This is a genomic window from Azospirillum sp. RU38E (genome assembly GCF_900188385.1).
Lineage (GTDB): Bacteria > Pseudomonadota > Alphaproteobacteria > Azospirillales > Azospirillaceae > Niveispirillum.
The window spans coordinates 91,837-109,868 of sequence record NZ_FZOI01000013.1 but is presented as its reverse complement, the minus strand read 5'-3'; the positions used below and the strand labels follow the sequence as shown (position 1 = coordinate 109,868).

Annotated in this window: 17 protein-coding genes; 8 read left to right on the top strand and 9 right to left on the bottom strand. The window is 64.7% G+C overall.

Annotated features, from left to right (window positions below; translation table 11 throughout):
- Positions 1-34: 34 nt before the first annotated feature.
- From CHB97_RS18825 to CHB97_RS18800, 6 genes are all read right to left on the bottom strand, one after another.
- Positions 35-220 carry a DUF1843 domain-containing protein gene (locus tag CHB97_RS18825; protein ID WP_089289551.1) on the bottom strand — a complete coding sequence of 62 codons (186 nt, stop codon included), beginning with the start codon at positions 218-220 and terminating at the stop codon, positions 35-37.
- 266 nt (positions 221-486) lie between these two features.
- Positions 487-1,296, bottom strand: a complete 810-nt coding sequence (locus CHB97_RS18820) for an alpha/beta fold hydrolase (RefSeq protein ID WP_089289550.1) — start codon at positions 1,294-1,296, stop codon at positions 487-489.
- A 90-nt stretch (positions 1,297-1,386) separates the two neighbouring features.
- Positions 1,387-2,313, bottom strand: coding sequence for a GNAT family N-acetyltransferase (locus tag CHB97_RS18815; protein ID WP_160106012.1), 927 nt, complete (start codon positions 2,311-2,313; stop codon positions 1,387-1,389).
- 250 nt (positions 2,314-2,563) lie between these two features.
- Positions 2,564-3,055 carry a hypothetical protein gene (locus tag CHB97_RS18810; protein WP_143271022.1) on the bottom strand — a complete coding sequence of 164 codons (492 nt, stop codon included), beginning with the start codon at positions 3,053-3,055 and terminating at the stop codon, positions 2,564-2,566.
- 20 nt (positions 3,056-3,075) lie between these two features.
- Positions 3,076-4,422, bottom strand: coding sequence for a replication initiation protein (locus tag CHB97_RS18805; RefSeq protein ID WP_089289547.1), 1,347 nt, complete (start codon positions 4,420-4,422; stop codon positions 3,076-3,078).
- 873 nt (positions 4,423-5,295) lie between these two features.
- On the bottom strand, positions 5,296-5,874 hold the full coding sequence (locus CHB97_RS18800; RefSeq protein ID WP_160106010.1) for an HPF/RaiA family ribosome-associated protein: 579 nt from the start codon (positions 5,872-5,874) through the stop codon (positions 5,296-5,298).
- 297 nt (positions 5,875-6,171) lie between these two features.
- Here CHB97_RS18800 and CHB97_RS18795 point away from each other — a divergent pair, with 297 nt between their 5' ends.
- From CHB97_RS18795 to CHB97_RS18775, 5 genes are all read left to right on the top strand, one after another.
- Positions 6,172-6,678: a hypothetical protein gene (locus tag CHB97_RS18795; RefSeq protein WP_143271020.1), complete on the top strand. Its 507-nt coding sequence runs from the start codon at positions 6,172-6,174 to the stop codon at positions 6,676-6,678.
- Positions 6,679-6,747: 69 nt separating this feature from the next.
- Complete coding sequence (locus CHB97_RS18790) at positions 6,748-7,128, top strand: hypothetical protein (protein WP_089289544.1); 381 nt, start codon at positions 6,748-6,750, stop codon at positions 7,126-7,128.
- 53 nt (positions 7,129-7,181) lie between these two features.
- Positions 7,182-7,667: a copper chaperone PCu(A)C gene (locus CHB97_RS18785; RefSeq protein WP_089289543.1), complete on the top strand. Its 486-nt coding sequence runs from the start codon at positions 7,182-7,184 to the stop codon at positions 7,665-7,667.
- A gap of 14 nt (positions 7,668-7,681) precedes the next feature.
- A complete protein-coding gene (locus CHB97_RS18780; RefSeq protein ID WP_089289542.1) occupies positions 7,682-8,293 on the top strand; it encodes an SCO family protein in 612 nt (203 codons plus the stop codon).
- 191 nt (positions 8,294-8,484) lie between these two features.
- Positions 8,485-8,913: a YbaN family protein gene (locus CHB97_RS18775; RefSeq protein ID WP_200820015.1), complete on the top strand. Its 429-nt coding sequence runs from the start codon at positions 8,485-8,487 to the stop codon at positions 8,911-8,913.
- Positions 8,914-9,143: 230 nt separating this feature from the next.
- Here the strand turns inward: CHB97_RS18775 and CHB97_RS18770 are convergent, their stop codons facing one another.
- Entirely contained in the window at positions 9,144-9,338 is a 195-nt protein-coding gene (locus CHB97_RS18770) for a hypothetical protein (RefSeq protein ID WP_089367482.1), read from the bottom strand.
- A 155-nt stretch (positions 9,339-9,493) separates the two neighbouring features.
- Here CHB97_RS18770 and CHB97_RS18765 point away from each other — a divergent pair, with 155 nt between their 5' ends.
- Genes CHB97_RS18765 through CHB97_RS18755 form a run of 3 tightly spaced genes read left to right on the top strand, consistent with a single transcriptional unit; the run spans position 9,494 to position 12,158 of the window.
- Positions 9,494-10,297, top strand: coding sequence for an aspartate/glutamate racemase family protein (locus CHB97_RS18765; protein WP_089289541.1), 804 nt, complete (start codon positions 9,494-9,496; stop codon positions 10,295-10,297).
- A 2-nt stretch (positions 10,298-10,299) separates the two neighbouring features.
- Positions 10,300-11,316: an NADP-dependent oxidoreductase gene (locus tag CHB97_RS18760; protein WP_089289540.1), complete on the top strand. Its 1,017-nt coding sequence runs from the start codon at positions 10,300-10,302 to the stop codon at positions 11,314-11,316.
- The gene (locus CHB97_RS18755; RefSeq protein WP_089289539.1) at positions 11,313-12,158 is read left to right on the top strand and encodes an alpha/beta fold hydrolase; all 846 of its coding nucleotides are present in this window, start codon (positions 11,313-11,315) and stop codon (positions 12,156-12,158) included. The genes CHB97_RS18760 and CHB97_RS18755 overlap by 4 nt, the downstream gene beginning before the upstream one ends.
- A gap of 26 nt (positions 12,159-12,184) precedes the next feature.
- Here CHB97_RS18755 and CHB97_RS18750 read toward each other — a convergent pair whose 3' ends face one another.
- Positions 12,185-12,820 carry a glutathione binding-like protein gene (locus tag CHB97_RS18750; protein ID WP_200820014.1) on the bottom strand — a complete coding sequence of 212 codons (636 nt, stop codon included), beginning with the start codon at positions 12,818-12,820 and terminating at the stop codon, positions 12,185-12,187.
- A 12-nt stretch (positions 12,821-12,832) separates the two neighbouring features.
- On the bottom strand, positions 12,833-17,914 hold the full coding sequence (locus tag CHB97_RS18745) for a hypothetical protein (protein WP_089289538.1): 5,082 nt from the start codon (positions 17,912-17,914) through the stop codon (positions 12,833-12,835).
- Positions 17,915-18,032 lie beyond the last annotated feature (118 nt).

The following is an 18,032-nucleotide window of genomic DNA, read 5'->3' as shown; positions in this document are numbered from 1 at the left end:
ATCAGCCAGTAATTTCAGACGGGCTTTGCGGCGCTCAGGGCGCGGCTTTGGCGGCCGCCAGTTGGGCACGGGCGGCCGCCAAAGCCGACCGCACATCACCATCGCGGGCATGAAGTTCCTGGGCCAGCGACAGCGCCACTTTCAGCGCATCCAGATTCCCGCTGGAAATGGCCGTGCGAATGGCCACCCCATAGGGTGTGATCGTGGTGAAATTTTCCAATGAAACCTCCCTCTCGGTTCACGCAAAGGGCGGGCAGGCGCAGCATTTTGGGTGATTGGCTTCTGGAAATCCGTTCTGGAGCCCTTGCGCCAGCAACCACCTTGGCGACATGATGAAATCATACAAACACGCTTAAGGCGAGTAAATTATATATGTCCGCTATAATTTTTACGCGCATATAATTATGGATAGACACGTTTAATGTCGGGGACATAAAAAAAGGCGGCGCCGGATCGGCTGCCGCCCTTCTCCCTGGATTGCGTCGCTCAAAGGCCCTGCAGGAAATCCGCAATGGCGGCGGCCCAGGCCGCCGGCTGCTGGTCAACAATGTCGATGCCGCCGCCCTCCAGGGCCGCGAAGGCGAAATCCGGCCTCAGCCGGTGCGTTGCCAGGGCCGCCTGATAGATCATGTCGCCGGTATTGGTCAAGATCAGGGTCGGGTGACGCAACAGCTTCAGCCGCTCTTCCTGATAATAGGCAAAGGCGGCAGCGTGGCCGTACCAATAGGTACCTTGGGCCAGCGCCTGCATGGCCTGCACCACATAATCGCTGATACGCGCCGGGCTGACGCTGCCGGCGGCATAGCGTTCCCGAATGCGTGCCACCTCCACCATATGGGCGGCTTCCGGCAGGGCCTGGAACGCCTTTTCCCGCACGACAATATCGTCGATCAGGGCTTGGCGAACATCATCAGGGATCAGCATCTGCCCGCCCAGAATGGCCGCCTCCACCCGATCGGGATAGAGCAGGGCCACCTCATTGCTCACCAGGGCGCCGGTATGGTGGCCGCCCACAGCCGCCTTGGTCAGCCCCAGCGCATCCAGCACCGGCGGCACCACGGCCGCATAATCGGCAATGCTGGGCGGGCTGGACGGGGCATCGGACAGGCCGAAGCCGGGCAGATCGATGGCGATGGGGCGGATACCCCGTTCCAAAAGCGGTTCGAACACATAATCGAACTGGTTGGCATTCTGGATCGCCTGATGCAGCAGCACCAGCGGCCGCCCCTCCCGCCCATCCAGATAATGGATCTGGCCATAAGGCCCATCGGCATAGCCGCGCCGCATCCGTACCATCACGCGTCTCTCCCCAGCGATAAAGGGGAACAGTTTGTCCCAACACGGCCGATAAGGGGACGTCCGCCGCACCCCCTGTTCACCAGACGGCTATAGCGCCCTGCGGCTGGCAAGCAGGTAATCGGCCATGGTGGCGTGCGGGTAGAAATGTTTCTCCAGCAGCGCCCACATGGGCGGGTTGAGATGGCTGGCCTCAAACGCGGCCACGGCGTGCGGCCCGATCTGTGCTTCCATCATGGCCGTCACCTGGGCGATGGCCGCCATCAGCCAGCCGCGCCTTGCATCGGCTGGATGCACCCAACCGATGGGGAAGAACCAGCGCCCGACCAGCGGCTGATATTCACAAATGATCCAGCCGCGCCACGCACCGGCAGCATCATGGATCATCAGGGTGAAATGGGGTTCCGCCGTTGCCAGATGGCCGGACGGGTCGGCCCAGTCCGGCAGCTCCCCTGTCGCGCGCAGGGCGGCAACCGCGTCCCGCACCTGCTGCTGGCCCCCCTGCCCCAGCGTGCCCCAAGGGACCAGGGCCACCCGGTCCCGTTCCAGCCGCCCCAGCAGGGCGGCACGGCGCAGGAAAACCCGTTCTGTGCGGTCCACACTGCTCTGCAGGCGCAGGCTGACCCGTTGCGGCACGGTCCAGCCAGCCTGCAGCAGCAGCCCCGTCAGGGCGCCCGCCCCCGGCAAGCGGCTGGACCATTCCGCCACCAGCTCCCCTGCCCCCGCCGCTGTCGCCCGATCCACAATGGCCGCCAGCAATTGCCGCCCCAGACCCTGGCGGCGATGGGGAGAACTGACCATGATGGAATGCAGCTGGGCACCGGGCCTGCCCAGCAGATTGGGGCCCAGCAGGGCCAGACCGAGCGGGCGTTCATCCTGCCAGGCGGCCACAGCCGCCACCCGCTTGCCATCGATCCGGGGCAACAAGTCCCGCAGGGCGCGGAAGGTGAGATGGCCAAGCCGTTCCGCTTCCCCCACCGTGACACCCCGTATCTGCACCGCTGCACCCACCATCATCCGCACCTTTGCCGCAAGCGGCAGGCACCTTGGCATAGGGCTGCCGGGCCGGACAGAAGGGTACACACTTCCCGCCGGTGTTTGCGCTATGCGGGCGGTGGCAGCCTCAGCCCTTGCGCGGCTTGCTGGGGGGCTGGAACCACCATCTGTGATGAAACCGGAAAGCAGCGCGCAGCACCGAATTGCGGTCACCACGGGCGGTCTCGTTGATACCCACGACCCAAGAGACGGCGCCGTGAAGCGAAAACCGTTAGTAACTCAGCCCCGCCCAGTTCTTGCCATTTGTTATTATGGCAGCGCCCTTTTCATCCCGATCATCGGGCCAGAGCAACTCCAGACGCAACCTGTCTTCCATGTCCGCTGTTATGAAGCTGATGCACGCTTCCCTGAACAAGAAAAAGTCGAACGCAAAATTTACATCAGTGATGGGAAGCGAGGGAGACTTGCCGCAATCCCTCGTTCGCGGTGTGGCTATATGAACTTCAGACGGGTTAGCGGCATGCAGTTTTTGAATTAAGCCACGGAACCGATCCGATTGAAGATCATTGAACTCGATCTCGGTTTCTTGAGACGAAAAATCCCAAAATTTGTATGCCCCTAGAACCGCATCAAGATCTTTGGGATCTCCTATCTCTTCGACATTGACTGTCCTGCCAAAAAGGATACTGAGTTCCTCAAGATATTGCTTCATATGAAGTTTTCGGCGAAAAATAACGCCTCTTTCTGAAGACCACATCTGCATCGATCCTGATCACACCCGCCTCAGCCCTTGCGCGGCTTGCTGGCCGGTACCTGGAACTCCACCTCGGTAATGGAACCGGAGGTCAGCGAGGACAACACCAGCCGCATCGTCGCCTCATGCCCGCGGCGGGCGGTATCGGCGGTCACGGCGTGGGCGGCGCGCAGCACCAGCTTGCGGGCGCCACGGGCGGTTTCCTCAATCCCCACCGCCTCCAGATCGCGCAGCAGCGGGGTAGGCACGTTGCGGGAACCCAGGGCATGGCGGGCGGCGGCCCACAAGGCCTCTGCATCGTCGGCATCCGGCAGGGGCGGCGGCGGCACGGCGGGGGCCGGTGCCTCCAGCTTCTCCACATTGCCCAGGCGACGAGCCTTGCGGCCGGCGGCATGGCGTTCCCGCTCCAGGAAGGTCTCGGCGGCTTCCTCCTCCTCCTTGGCGTGGAAATCCAGGGTCACTTCCTCAATCTTGCGGCCTTTGCGCTTGAACTTCTCCTCCGGCATATCGACGCGGAAGGGGGCCAGCTGGTTCACCTCCGCCATGGCGCGGTCGATGGTGCGGGTGCGCAGAATGCCGAAATCCTTATAGGCACCCTCCGGCACATTCAGCAGCTTGCGCAGCGTTTCAATATCCAGGGTCAGCGACGGATGATCCATCTGGTAGCGCTGCATCCCGATCTCATACAGCTTCAGCGCATAGGTGCTGGTGACCTTCACCATCGCCGGCCCCGACAGCCGGGCCCAGAGCTGGGAGGAGCGCTGCAGCTCCAGGAACGCATCGGTGAACTGGAAATGGATATCGGCGCTGTCGATCTCCACCTCATCTTCCGGCCGGACATAGGAGGAGAGGATACGCAGTTCCGCGCGGCTGCGCCGGCCACGGAAGGGGCCGATCACCACCAGGGAGCTTTCGTAAATCTCCTTCACCGCGTCGAAGATGCGCTCGTTCCCCTTATGGTTGCCGCGCACCACCTTCTTGGGCAGGCGATAGAGCTTGTTGGCGAAGTTCTGGCTGCCGGCCAGATGGATCATGAAATTCAGCATCTTCTGCGCTGGTAGCGACAGGCGCGACCCGTTGGCCGGGTAGGAATAGACCGCCTCCGCCGCCTTGATCAGGTGCTTGTAGCCATCGCGTTCGAACGTGGCGGCGGCCACGCGCGCCGTGTGGCCGCCAGGGTCCAGGGCCGGCAGATTGTCGGGGCCGGGATTGCCCTCCATGTCGATGACGACGCCGCTATCCCCGAATGCCGGGCTGTAGGGTATGATCTCTGCGGCGGCCGCCCCTTTGGCGCGGCCGGTCGTGGGTTTGGCAATCTGGTCATCCGCGCCACCATCGTCGATGGCGACAGCGGCTTTGCGGCGTGAAGGCGGCATGGAAATCCCCTGGTCAATGCCCCAACCTATGATCTTCCTTACAGGGAGTGCAAGTAAGGAAAGGACCATGGCAGCCATCCTTACGGCGTGGGGGCAGACACTTACGCCCCGGGGCGTGGGCCAAACGCCCCCGTCAGGTAGGGTTAAGCCCCCCGGTCTGTAAGGATGAGGGCCAAAAACCTGAGGATTCCTGCGGCTCTGCGGTTCCCTGAATCTATACAAGAATCCTGAAAACCAAAAACAGGAGTTTTGCAGTGCGATTGCTGTCCTGTTTGGCGGGCAAATTACGCTTCAGCACCGGTCAGGGCGACTCGGGGGGCAGGATTCCTTACCTCTCGGGGGCGTAAATGTGATTCGTCTCCAAGGAATGGGCATCCGATTCCCTTACGTCTTGGGGGCGTGCGGCGGGATGGTGCTTATCCTTACTGTTTGGGGGCTGCAGCGACGGGTTTTCCCCCAGGGTGTAAGGATGTGCGCGGAATTTTGCCCCCAAACGGTAAGGATAGGCCTGTATCAAGCCGCTATTCTTTTATCCGCCTCATATATTTCAATGGCTTACGCTCCCCCGTGGCGTAAGGACATGATCGGATTCCAGGGCCCACGCGAAGAGTCAAGGCACCCCCTGCCCGTAAGGTTGTCCCGAGTCCCGCGACCCAAGCTTACTTCCTGGGGGAATGCGGGGGGAATGGCCCCTGCCTGATCCTTACTGTTTGGGGGCGATTTTCCTGCAGAAACGACAAACGGCGCCGGATTTCCGGCGCCGTTTGCTCTGCGAAACTGAACCCTTACAGGTCGGGGGCGGGCGACTCCTTGGCCAACGGCCGGTAAGTTGCTGATTTTAGGGCTCCCCCAAACGGTAAGGATGGAAAAAGCTCAGGAAGCGGCGCGCGCTGCTTCCCGCAGGCGGATGCTGCTGGCTTGCGGCCCCATCGGCCCGTCTTCGCGCGCCCGCACCACCTCTACCAGCGTGCCGACGCTGAGTGTTTCGAACCGTTCCCCCTGCACGGCGGTGCGGTTGAAATAGAGATCGCCGTCCCGCATCTCCACGAATCCGTAATCCTGTTCGGGGAACAGCCGCACCACCTTGCCGGTGTCGGGGGCCGAGGCGTGATGCTTCACAATCCCCTTATGGATCCGGTTGGCCTGTTCCAGCTGGCGTTCCATCACCTCAAACACGCGGTTGATCACCAGGGTGTGATCCTGCTTGGCGTCGTGGCGGGGTTCCTCATCCCGGGCGACTAGGGTGTTGTGGCCGGGAATATTCACTTCCAGGGCGATTTCCAGCGGCAGCTTGCCGCTGGCGGCGGCGCGATGGGGGATGGAAAGCACCGCCCGGCAACTGGTGATGGCCTGATGTACCCGTTTCAGCTTCTCCACCCGGTGACGGATTTGCGCCTCCAGAAAGGCGGAGCTGTCCATGTCCTTGAAGGCGATCTGCAGCGGAATGTCCATTACGTCAGTCCTTTCCCCTTGATGCGGGTTCCGGTCCGGTCGGGACATGGTTTGAAACGGTCCCGACCGCCGGGTTACGGGGGCGATGGCGCTGTCGGCCTCAGCCCCTGTCCGATGGAAATCCGGTTGATGCGTGTTGGAAAACGCTTCTCCTTGGACGGGGTTCCTTATTTGCAGGTGGGGCGGCCCGGCGGGGGCTACAACCCCGGACGATAGAAAAATCACCTCTCATGAGATATTGCGAATCATTCTTAATAACGATACGGTGACCCCATCTTTCCCCCTGCCATGGTGTTGATGATGCGCAGCCTGCGACTTGTCTGGAACAACCAAGCCGATCTGCCCGCCCCCATCCGGGCGGAGATGCCTTTTGTGGCGCTGACCCCGGCGGCGCGGCTGACATTGTGGGGGATGCGCTATTGGGCCACCTGTGCCCGGCATGGGCGCTGCCCGGCCCTGATGCTGCGCGATGTCTATCGCAGTGCCGGGGTGCCGGATGCGGCGGCCAGCATCGACGGGCTGATGCGGATATTCGCCACGGCTTCCCGCCGCGCGCCGGCCCTGGGCTGTCCGGCCTGCACGCGGCTGACCGATGATGAGGCGCAGATCCTCAACGGGGTGCGGGCGCTGCAGCGGGACGAGGGGCTGGGGGCCGAGATGATCCTGACCGCCTGGCTGCCGGTGCAGGCGGCGGAACGGGCGGCCCCGGCGATGGAAGGGCTGGCTCGCCTGCTGCGGCAGGGTGGCTTTGATCTTGCCTGCGACCGGGCTCCGGTGCTGACCCCGCTGCAGCGCCTGCATTGATCGGCGGCCTTCCATCCCTGCGACAACAGGGGAATGGACAGGGGCGGCCACGCGTGGCACCCATTAAGCATGAAGGCGATACCGCACCCGGTGCCGCACAGCGGACAATGGCTCACCATTCTGGTGCTGGCGGCCTTTTGGCTGCGGGCCCTGGTGCCGGCCGGTTATATGCCCGATCCGGCCGGCCTGTCTTCCGGCGCCTGGGCGGGTTTTTCCCTCTGCCGGGCGGGATTGCCGGCCGGCACGGCGGACCGGGATGGTTCCCTCATCCTGCATGGCGGTGACCATTGCCTGTTCGCCGCCATGTCCAGCCTGCCCGCCCTGGCCGGGCCGGTTTTGCGCCTGCCGGTGCAATGGGTTCTGTCCGCCGCTACCGCGATGGACAGCAGGCGCGCACCCTTCAGCATCACCCTGGGAATTCCACCTGCACGGGGGCCGCCTGGGGCTTGAGCCAGCCCCATCCCCCCTACAATATCCTTATATGAATACCCAAGGGTGACATCATGAAGTTTTTTGCCAAGCATCTGGCGCTGGCCTCCCTCTCCATGCTGGCGCTGACCGGCATGGCCGCTGCTGCCACCGTGACGGTGACGGAACCCTTCTCCCGCGCCACCGCGCCCACGGCCAAGGTGGGGGCAGCCTTTCTGACCCTGGCCCTGGACCAGGGGGAGGACAAGCTGCTGTCCGCCAGCAGCCCGGTTGCCGAGAAGGTAGAACTGCATAACCACGTCATGGAAAATGGCGTGGCACAGATGCGGTCGGTGGCGGCCATTCCCCTGGTGGCCGGCACCCCGGTGCAGTTGCAGCCCGGCGGGCTGCACATCATGCTGATCGGCCTGAAGCAGCAATTGAAGGCGGGCGACGCAGTGCCGCTGACGCTGAATTTCGAAAAGGCGGGTGCCGTCTCCGTCAGCGTTCCGGTCAAGGGCCCGGGTGCCCGTCCGGCCGCCGGGGCCGAGCAGGGTGGCCATAACGGCCATCAGCATTAAGCCGGGAGGGGCCGATGAAACGCCGCATGTTATGGACCGGCATCGCCATTCTGGGCGCTGTCGGTTTCCTGGGGGCCGCCCTGCTGGTGGCGGATCATCTCCGCCCCTTTTCGCAAGCAGACCAGGGCCAGGGGCGCGCCGATATCGGCGGCCCCTTCGCCCTGACCGATCATACCGGCGCGCCGATCACCGAAGCGGCGCTGCAGGGCAAGGTCAGCCTGATCTATTTCGGCTATAGCTATTGCCCGGATATCTGCCCCACCGACCTGCAGTCGATCGGGGAGACGCTGGACCTGCTGGGCAATGAACTGCCGGACGCTCAGGCCCTGTTCGTGACGGTTGATCCGGAACGGGACACGCCGGAACATCTGGCCGGCTATGTCAGCCTGTTCCATCCCAACCTGCGGGGGGTGACCGGCACCCCCGAGCAGATTGAAGCCGTGAAGAAGGAGTTCCGCGTCTATTCCAAGAAAGTGTCGGCCGAAGAGGCCGGCACCACCGAATATCTGGTCGACCATTCCGCCTTCATCTATCTGTTCGACCGCCAGGGCCATTTCGTCCGCGTCTTCGGCCATGGCGTGCAGGCCGCTGAAATGGCTGCGGCCATGAAGGCTGTTAGATCTTAAGGGGTGTTCCCCCAAGCAGTAAGGAAAGCCCCGGCGGTCGATCCGCCGCTGGGGGATAGGCCGCCCCTATCAGGCTGATCGGATCATTCGATTGTACGGAATTCTTTTCCGGGCTTACTGTTTACCCATGCCCAGCGGTTGGCGTTGGGAGGCGATGTTGCGACGTCGCAAGCGGGGAACAGGAAGCCATCATGCAGGATCGGGAACCGGCCAAACAAATCGGACCCATGGCGCGGGCGCTCTATCGCCTAGCGGCCAGCTTCTGTCTGATCCTGGGGATCATCGGCATTGTGCTGCCGGTCCTGCCCACCACGATTTTTCTGATCCTGGCGGTCATCTGCCTGATCCGCGCTGGCGACCACCGGGCGGAACGGTTGCTGGCGCATCCGCGCTATGGCGCGCCGATCCGGCTGTTCCTGGATCATGGCGCGATCACCCGCCGGGGCAAGGCCCTGGCCCTGGGCGGTATCAGCCTGGGCATGGCCTTTCTGGTGCCGCTCGCACTCTCCCTGCCCTGGCTGGGCGTTGGAATCATGGCGATCCTGGCCGCTGCTGCCAGCTTCATTATCACGAGGCCGGAACCGCTTGCGGTTCCCGTGCAACGGGGTCGGCAACGCTGACCCTGTTTTCCTTCAGTAAAACTTAAAAAAGCCCACGGTCGCCAACACGTGGGCTTTCTTTTTTTGGGGGAGGGCAAAACCAAGGGTCATGGGACATGATCCTTGGAAGCCAGCGACCGCTGGCCCGCGCCACGTGGCGCGTAAGCCAAGCTGCCGGAGGCAGCGCCCGGCGCCTGAGGGAGCATACGAATCCCAAGAGCCATGATACATGGCTCTTGGGATGGAACGGCTTACTCCCCCGTCTTACGCCCCAACATGCCGCGCAGCAATTGCGCGCCGGGGGCGATGGCGGCGGACAGGATGATCTGCCCCTCCTCGGTCAGGGAGATCTTCAGCCGCTGCCCCGGCCGCACGCGCAGATGGGCCTGCATTTCCGGCGTCAAGGTCAATGACCCGTCAGCCTCCAGGGTAATTTCACTATGCATGATCGGGGTCCGGTTGAAGCTTCACCCACCGAACCTAGTGCGCCGGGCCGATCAGCGCAATTGCCGGTTCATCACCATCATGGATAGGTGATTGACAGATTAACCCTGTTGATAAAATATAAAGATATAGTTTTGTATCATTTAACGGGGGCGACATGTTGATCGGCTTGCTGGGGGCGGTGCGTGACCCGCTCCGCCCTGTCGCCCCGGAACTGGCGCCGCTGCTGTCGCCCACCACTGTGCTGCGCCCCTTCCCGTCCCGCGTGCCGGCCTTCCCCTTCACCGCGTTGGAGCAGGCGCTGCAGCAGGTGGGGCATCTGGAAGCCGGGCTTGCGGCGGCAGAGGCCGGCTGTGATGCGTTGGTGATCGACAGTCTGGGGGATTACGGTCTGGCGGCCCTCCGCGCGGCCACCGCGCTGCCTGTCTTCGGGCCGGGGGAAATGGGGATGGCGGCGGCCGCTGCAGGCGGGCGCCGCTTCGGCATTGTCACCGTCTGGCCCCGCTCCATGAATTTCATCCCGGAAGGTCTGTTGCGCCTCTATGGCCATGAGACGGCCTGCATCGGCATCGCCAATGTGGGGGCGGAGGCGGAACTGGACCGGCTGGCCGGCCCCGATGGCTATCTGGCCCGGGTGCGGGAGGGGGCGGCGGTGGTGCTGGATGCCATCGCCCTGGCCATTGCCGACATGGCGGATCGGGGGGCGGAAGCGGTGCTGCTGGGCTGTACCTGCATGTCGCCCCTGGCGGCGGCGCTGGCGGCGCGTGCCGCGATCCCGGTGATCAACCCGCTGACCAGCGCCGTAAGCGCGGCGGCGGGGACAGGGGTTTGGGTCGGCGGGGAACGGGTGATCGCCCGCCCCGGCCGGCCCGATCTGGTGAAACGCATGGTGGAAGGGGTGGCGGACGAACCGGCAGAGGATTGCCCGGTCTGTATCGTCGCCAGCAACGTGGGAGAATGAAAATGGGACGCAGCGTCGCCGAAATCACCTTGGCGCATCCGGTGGAGGCGGCCCCGACAGCGGCGGACTTCACCCTGATCCAGCGTGATCTGCCGGATACCCCGCCGCAAGGCATGTTGCATGTGCGGCTGCTCTGGCTGGGGCTGGACCCCTATCTGGGGCCGCGCATCCGGGGCCGCCATATGGGCGAACCAAGGCCGGTACCCGGCGGCCCGCTGCCGGGCGAAGGGGTGTGCCAGGTGCTGGCCTCCGCCGTGGAAGGCTTCAAGCCCGGCGACCATGTGGTGACCGAAGCCGGTTGGGCCGAAGAGGCGATGGTGTCGGCAGAGACTGTGCGCCGCATCGATCCCAGCCTGGGGCTGACGGCTCATCTAGGCCTGCTGGGGATGCCGGGCGTCACCGCCTGGGCCGGCATCACCCAACTGGCCAAGGTGCAGGCCGGCGATGTGCTGTGCATCAATGCCGCTGCCGGCGTGGTGGCGGGCACGGCCGGGCAGATTGCCAAGGCGGCCGGTGCCCGCGTCATTGGCATTGCCGGCGGGCCGGACAAGTGCCGGCTGGCCCTGGAGCAATATGGTTTTGATGCCTGCGTCGATTATCGGCAGGAGGGCTGGCAACAGCAATTGGCCGATCTGTCAAAGGAAGCAGGCGGCTTCAGCATCCATTTTGAAAATGTCGGCGCCAGTATGCTGCAGGTGGCGCTGCCGCTGCTGCGGCCCTATGCGCGGGTGGTGCTGTGCGGGCTGGCCGAACATTATGGCGCCGGCACGCCGGCCATGATCAATGCCGGCATGATCATGTTCAAGCGTGCCACCGTGCATGGGCTGATCGTCTATGATTTCATTCCCCGCCGGGCGGAATGGGTGGAGATGGCCCGCCCCCTGATCGCCAGCGGTGCCCTGCGGGAAGCCAATGACGTGGCCGTGGGGCTGCAGGCCGCCCCGGCCCAGCTGGAAAAGGTGGTGCGCGGTCAGTCCAATGGGCGCGCCCTGGTGCGGGTGGCGGGGGACGCGGTATGAGCGGCCCCGTCCGCATCCGCCGGGGCTTTGCCGACGGCCCGCATGGGCAAATCCATTACCGGCGGGCGGGGCAGGGGGCCCCGATCCTGCTGTTCCACGCTTCCCCCGCCAGTTCCAAGCAATTGGAACCGGTGATGCTGGCCCTGGCCGACCGCTTCGATGTCATTGCCCCGGACACACCGGGCAATGGCGACAGCGATGCGCCCGCCCTTCCCGGCGGGCGTCGTCCGCAGATGGCGGATTATGCCGCCAATGTGCTGGCGCTGATGGATGCGTTGGAAGTTGCGACGTCGCATCTGTACGGCTCCCACACCGGGGCGGCCATCGCGGCGGAAACCGCCATCCTGGCCCCGGCGCGCGCGCTCAGCGTGGTAATGGACGGGGTGGCGGCCTTCACGCCCGACCAGCAGGCGGAATATCTGGCCCGCTATGCCCCGGCCTTTCCCCCGACGCTGGAGGGCGATTACCTGCAGCGCGCCTTCATGTTCTGCCGCGACCAGTATAGTTTCTTTCCCTGGTACAGCCGCGACGCCGCCCATCGTCGCCCCACCGGCCTGCCCAGCCCGCAGCGGCTGCATGAACTGGTGCTGGATGTGCTGAAGGCACCGGAGACCTATCCCTGGGCCTATCACGCGGCCTTCGTCTATCCGACCCTGGAGCGTATCCGGCTGATCACCTGCCCGGTGCTGGGGTTGATCGGGGCCAGTGACCCGTTGGGGGATGACACGCGCCGTGCCCTGGCGCTGGCCCCCCATGGGCAATGCCGGGAAACGCCAGCCTTCGGTGCCGATGGCTACGGGCCGGCGGTGGCGGCGGTGATCAAGGATTTCATCGGTTGTTGAGAAAAGCGGCGGCCCGGCCGCCGCTTTCAGGCAATGCCATTGGCCCCGAATTCCATAAAGGCGGGACGTCGGCAAAGCCGTTCCCACCAATCGGCCACCGCTGGCAATGGCACATGCTCTATCGGAGTCTGCATCCATCGGTTGGTTGAAAGCCCCAGCACAATATCGGCCAGGGTAAAATTCTCCCCCGCCACATAGCCACCTGTCTTCGAGAGCTGATCGTCGAGAATATGCATCTTGCCGTTCCAGGCCCGGATGCTGTCGGCGATCAATTCCTTATCCAGAAAGGCCGGGCTCTCGCGCACCAGGGCCATGAAGGCATAGCGCCAGGCGGGATTCAGTTCGGTCGCCTGCCAATCCATCCACATTTCCACCCGGGCGCGGGCCAAGGGAACGGTCGGCAGCAGGTCGGCGCGTTCTGCCTCCCCCGCCAGCCAGCGGCATATGCTGTTTGATTCCCAAAGATAGCCATCCGGCAGGGCCACCACCGGTACCTGCGCATTGGGATTGATCTGCCGGAATGCTGCGGTGTCGATGGGTTGGAAGCCGCTGCCCCAATCTTCCCGCACGAAGTCCTGGCCAATTTCCCGGCAGGTCCAGAGAACCTTGCGGACATTGATGGAGCTTGCCTTGCCAAGGATGCGTAACGGGCTCTTCATCATGGGGGCGTCGGCTTATGCCAGGGCATTGTTCACCGCCTGCCGCTGCTCCGCCGTCATGCCGTCCAGCTGGGCGCTGGTGAAGGCTTTCACCTGCTTTTCCGACATGGATTCGATCTGACTGGTGGAAAGGGCGCTGATCTGGCTGCTGGGCATTGCCGTCACCTGATCTGTGGTCAACCCGGTCAGTTGTTGGGGTGTCAGTTGGCTGATCTGGCTGGTGGTCAAGGCGGTGAACTGACTGACGCCGACCGCCGCGATCTGTGCCGACGACACTTGGCTGAACTGGCTGCCGGTCAGCGACTGCATCTGCGCGGCGGTGAAATTGGCGAACTGGCTGGGGGCCATGCCGCCGATCTGCGTGGCCGTCAGGGCGGCCACCTGGCCGCTGCCCAGGGCACGCAGCTGCACCCGCAGCAGGCCGGAAAGCTGTTGCCCGGTCAGGCCCGGCATGGCGCTGGTGGACAGGGACTGCAATTGCGTGTTGGACAGCGCCTGCAGCTGGTCGCTGGTCAACCCACTGACCTGGGTGGAGGATATGCCGCCCAGCTGGGCCGTGCCGATGGAACCGATGCTGGCGGCGGGAATGGCCCCCAGCGCGGAAGGGGAAAGCGCCTGCACCTGATTGGTCAGCATGTTGCTCACCTGATCCGGTGTCAGCCGGCTGATGAAGCCGGTGGACAGCCCTGCCACCTGCGTGGTGGTGAGATCCTGCAATTGCGTGCCGCTGAAGGCGGCCTGCTGCGTGGCGTTCAACTGGTTCAGCTGGGCCACGTTCAGCAGGCCGATCTGGCTGGCGGTCAGGGCGCCGACCTGGGCGGAGGACAGCGCCCCCACCTGGGCGCTGGACAGGGCGTTCAGCTGCGTCCCGGTCAAGGCGGCGAACTGCACTGTGCCGATGGAGCTGACGAAGCCGGTGGAGAGCCCGGCCACCTGCGTGGTGGTCAGGGCCTGCATCTGGCTGGCGGAAAGGCCGCCGGCCTGGCTGGCGGTCAATCCGCCCAGCTGGGTGGCGGACAGGGCGGCGATGCCGCTGGTGCCCAGCGACTGGATTTGCGCCTGGCTCATGGCGCCCAACTGGGCCCCTGTCAGGGACGGCAACTGCTGGGCCACAATTACGCCCAGCTTCTCCGTCTGCAGGGAGGCGACCTGGGCGGGGGAGAGGGCGCCAACCTGGGCAGCGGTCAAGCCGCTCATCTGCGTGCTGCTGAGCGCGTTCAGCAGGCCGGCGGACAGGCTGGCGATAACACCCGTGCCCAGCGCGCTGACCTGCCCGGTGCCCATCAGCCCCAGCTGGGTGGTGCTGAAGCTGTTCACCTGGGCAGCGGTCAGCCCGCTCACCTGGCCGGTGCTCAACTGGGCCAGCCGCGTATCGCTGAGCGCCGCCAGCTGGGAGGGCGACACCGCTTTCAACTGGTCTGATGACAGGGTGGCGAACTGGGCGCTGGACAGGGCTTCCAGCTGTTCACCGCGCAGTCCAGCGGCGGCCGTGCTGCTGATGGCCCCCAGTTGGCCGGTGCTGAGCCAGGGCATCTGTTCCGCCGTCAGGGCATTGATCTGGTCGGCGGACAGGCCGGCGATCTGTCGGGTGCCCAGGGCCTGCAGCTGCGTCTGGTTCAACATTGGCAGGCTGACGGCACCGATGGCGCCCAGCTGCGTGGCGGACAGCGCCTGCAGCTGCGGCACGGTCAGCTGGGCCACCTGATCGGGTGACAACTTGCTCATCTGGTCGGGTGTGAATAGGCCAATTTGCGTCGTCGTCAGCCCGGCCATCTGCTGTGGGCTCAGTGCGGTGATCTGGTCGCCGGTCAGCCCGGCGATGGCAGCATTGGGCAGGGCCGCCACCTGCGCCGGGGTCAGCCCACCCAGCTGCGCCGGGCTGAGGGAACCCAGCTGTGCCGCTGTCAGGCCGGAAATCTGCGTGTTGGTCAGGCTGGCCAGCTGGTCGGGCGACAGCAGGGCGAACTGGTCAGTGGAAAGCCCGGCCAGCTGGGGGGCCGTCATACCGGCCAGCAATTCCGGGTTCAGATTGGTGATCTGGGTGGTGTTCAGCCCGCTGATGGCCGCCGGCGTCAGGGCGGCGAACTTCACCGTGCTCAAGCCATTCAGATTATTGACATTCAACACGGCGACCTGTTCCGCCTTCAGCCCGCCGATCTGGCCCACGCTGAGGCTAGCGAACTGCTCCCCGCCGATCGACGCCACGCGGGTCTGGCTGAGGCTGCCGATCTGCGCGGCCGTCAGGCCGGAAAGCTGGCTGACGGAGATTTCGGCGAACCGTTCATCGCTGAAGGAATTCAGCTGATCCGCCGTCATGGCACCGAACTGGCCGGCTGTCAGCCCGGCGAACTGGCTGGCGCTGAGGCGGCCCATGAATTCGTTGCTGACACCCGCCACCTGGCTGTTGCTCAGCCCCGCCAGCTGGTCCGGCGTCAGCGCGCCGATCTGATTTTCGCTCAGGCTGTTCAGCTGGGTCACCGTCAGGTTCTTCACCTGGGCTACCGTCATGCCGCCGATCTGGGTGGGGGTCAGCTGCGCCACCTTTTCCGGCGCCAGCCCACCCAGCTGGCCGGCGGCCAGCCCGGCCAGCTGGGTGGCTGACAAGGCCGCCAGCTGTTCCCCGCTGATGGCATTGATCTGGGTGGAGGAAAGGGCCGACAGCTGGGTGGTCGACAGGGCCGCCATCTGCGTACCGGACAGCAGGGCGATCTGGTCGGCCGTCAGCGCCTTGATCTGCCCGGAATTCAACAGGGCCATCTGGCTGGTGGTCAGGGCGGCCACATCCTCACCCTGCAGCGCCCCGATCTGGGTGGCCGACAGCGCCTTCAGCTGCACTTCCGACAGGCTGGCCACCTGTTCCCCGGAAAGGGCGGCCACCTGCGCGGTGCTGAGGCTGGAGATGCTGGAGGCGGCCAGCCCGCCGATCTGGGTGGTGTTGAGGGCCGTTACCTGTTCGGGCGTCAATCCCCGGATCTGGGTGGTGCTGAGGCTGGCCACCTGCTCGCTGGTCAGGGCAGCCAGCTGATCGGGCGACAGGGCGGCAATCGCCAGGGTGGTCAGGCCCTTGATCTGCTGGTTGGTCAGCCCGGCCAGGGAGCTGCCGGTCAGGCCGGCGATCTGGCCGTCGCTCAGTGCGCCGATCTGCCCGGCCGTCAACCCGCCCAGCTGCGTGCTGGACAGCCAGGACAGCTGCACATTGCTGAAGCCGGAAAGGGCGCTGTTGTTGAAACCGGCCAGCTGGGCGCGGGACAGGCTTTCCACCTGGGTCTGGTTCAGGGCTGCCGTCTGGGTGCTGGACATGCCCTTCAGCTGCACCGCCGTCAGATTGGCCATCACATCGCCGCCGATGCTGCCAATCTGTTCGGCGGTGATGGCGCCGACCTGCGCGGCGCTGAAGCTGCGCAGCTGGGTGGCGGACATGGCCGCCAGCTGACTGCCGGTCAGCGCCGTCATCTGGTCGGTGGAGATGGCGGCCACCTGGGCCGGCGTCAGGGCCGACACTTGTGTGGTGGACAGGCCGCCCAGCAGTTCCGGTGCGACGCCCCGTACCTGGCCGGGGTTGAGGGCGGCGACCTGCGTCGAACTCAGCGCCGACAGCTGATTGCCGGCCAGCATCCCGATCTGGCTGGTGGTCAGCGCGCGCAGCTGCACCGTGGTCAATCCCGCCAGCTGATCCTGGCTCAGCGCCGTGATCTGCCCGCTGGTCAGGGCGCCTACTTGCGGGGCTGTCAGGGCGGCCAGCTGGGTGGTGGAAAGGATCGCGACCCGCCCTTCCGGCAGGGCCTTGATCTGGTTGGCCGTCAGGGCGGTCAGCTGGCCCTTGCCCAGGCTGCCGAACTGATCATCGGTCAGGCTGGCAAGCTGGGTGGTGGTCAGCACGGCCACTTGAGAGGGGGTCAGCGCCGTCAGCTGGGTGCCGGTCAGGGCGGCCAGCCGTTCATCATTTAGGTTGGCCAGCTTGACCGGGCCGATCTGGGCGATCTGCGCCGGGGTCAGCACGCCGATCTGGTCGGCGCTGAGATTCTGGAACTGGGTGGTGGTCAGCGCATTGATCTGCGCCCCGTTCAGCCCGGCCACCTGGTCGGGCGAGAGGGCCGTCATCTTCTCCGCCGGCAGCCATTTCACCTGGGCGACCGACAATTTGGACAGCTGATCGGGAGCGAATGCCGCCAGCTGCCCTTCGGTGAGGGCGCCCAGCTGGGCCTGGGTCAAACCCCTCATCTGGGCCGGGGTCATGCTGCCGATCTGTTCACCCGCTAGGCCCTGGACCTGGGTGGTGGTCAATGCCGCCAGCTGGCTGGCGGTAAAGCCCTTGAACTGCGCTTCCGGCAGGCTGGACAGCAAGGATGTGTCCAGCCCCTTCACCTGTGCCGTCGTCAGGGTGCCGATCTGGGCCGGGGTGAAATTCTGCCATTGCGCGGCGGACAGGTTGTTCAGCTGCGTCAATGTCAGGCTGCGGACCTGCACGGTGGACAGGCTGGCCAGCTGGGTCGGGCTCAGCCGTTCCAGCTGGGTGTCGCTCAACGACGCCATCTGTGCGGCGGTCAGGCCCTTCAACTGGCTGTTGGACAATGCCCCCACCTGATCCGCCGTCATCGCATTCAGCTGGTCGCCGGACAGGGCCGCGATCTGGCTGCTGGTCAGCGCCCCGATCTGGGTGGTGCTGAAGCTGGCGATCTGGCTGGTGGACATGGCCTTCAGTTGCGGCGCCGTCAGTGCGGCCACCTGGGTGGTGGAGAGGGCGGCAATTTTTTCAGGGGTCATTAATGCCATCTCCCGCGGGGTCAACCCGCGGATCTGGCTGACCGTCATGGCCGAGAAGTCATCGGCCTCGAATGCCTTGAACTGATCATCGCTGAGGGCGGCCAGTTGCGCTGCGGTGAAACCGATCTGGCTGCTGTTCAATGCCTGGATATGGGCGGTGGTCAAGCCACTGATTTGCCTGACAGAAATGGCAGCGATCTGGGGCTTTGTCAGGGAGCCGATATCGTCCAGATCGAATGATCGGATCTGGGTGGCCGTCAACGTCGCCATTCTCTGCGGCGTCAGGCCGCTGACCGGACCGGTATAGTTCGGCAGAGTGATCGTCGTGGCCATTATCGTTTCTTTCGCCTGAAGAATTTTCCAACCGGAACTTTATAAAGCAAACCGCGTGCCATGGAATGGCACGCGGTGCACGATCATTTTTGCCGGGTTGGATAGGCGTGGGGTTGTG

Excerpts from the sequence above, each read along its gene's own strand:
- CHB97_RS18745 (WP_089289538.1), bottom strand. The coding sequence starts at position 17,914 with ATGGCCACGACGATCACTCTGCCGAACTATACCGGTCCGGTCAGCGGC.
- CHB97_RS18760 (WP_089289540.1), top strand. The coding sequence starts at position 10,300 with ATGGGACGCAGCGTCGCCGAAATCACCTTGGCGCATCCGGTGGAGGCG.
- CHB97_RS18800 (WP_160106010.1), bottom strand. The coding sequence starts at position 5,874 with ATGGACATTCCGCTGCAGATCGCCTTCAAGGACATGGACAGCTCCGCC.
- CHB97_RS18795 (WP_143271020.1), top strand. The coding sequence starts at position 6,172 with ATGATGCGCAGCCTGCGACTTGTCTGGAACAACCAAGCCGATCTGCCC.
- CHB97_RS18755 (WP_089289539.1), top strand. The coding sequence starts at position 11,313 with ATGAGCGGCCCCGTCCGCATCCGCCGGGGCTTTGCCGACGGCCCGCAT.
- CHB97_RS18775 (WP_200820015.1), top strand. The coding sequence starts at position 8,485 with ATGCAGGATCGGGAACCGGCCAAACAAATCGGACCCATGGCGCGGGCG.
- CHB97_RS18815 (WP_160106012.1), bottom strand. The coding sequence starts at position 2,313 with ATGATGGTGGGTGCAGCGGTGCAGATACGGGGTGTCACGGTGGGGGAA.
- CHB97_RS18765 (WP_089289541.1), top strand. The coding sequence starts at position 9,494 with ATGTTGATCGGCTTGCTGGGGGCGGTGCGTGACCCGCTCCGCCCTGTC.
- CHB97_RS18785 (WP_089289543.1), top strand. The coding sequence starts at position 7,182 with ATGAAGTTTTTTGCCAAGCATCTGGCGCTGGCCTCCCTCTCCATGCTG.
- CHB97_RS18780 (WP_089289542.1), top strand. The coding sequence starts at position 7,682 with ATGAAACGCCGCATGTTATGGACCGGCATCGCCATTCTGGGCGCTGTC.
- CHB97_RS18810 (WP_143271022.1), bottom strand. The coding sequence starts at position 3,055 with ATGCAGATGTGGTCTTCAGAAAGAGGCGTTATTTTTCGCCGAAAACTT.
- CHB97_RS18820 (WP_089289550.1), bottom strand. The coding sequence starts at position 1,296 with ATGGTACGGATGCGGCGCGGCTATGCCGATGGGCCTTATGGCCAGATC.
- CHB97_RS18805 (WP_089289547.1), bottom strand. The coding sequence starts at position 4,422 with ATGCCGCCTTCACGCCGCAAAGCCGCTGTCGCCATCGACGATGGTGGC.
- CHB97_RS18750 (WP_200820014.1), bottom strand. The coding sequence starts at position 12,820 with ATGATGAAGAGCCCGTTACGCATCCTTGGCAAGGCAAGCTCCATCAAT.
- CHB97_RS18770 (WP_089367482.1), bottom strand. The coding sequence starts at position 9,338 with ATGCATAGTGAAATTACCCTGGAGGCTGACGGGTCATTGACCTTGACG.
- CHB97_RS18790 (WP_089289544.1), top strand. The coding sequence starts at position 6,748 with ATGAAGGCGATACCGCACCCGGTGCCGCACAGCGGACAATGGCTCACC.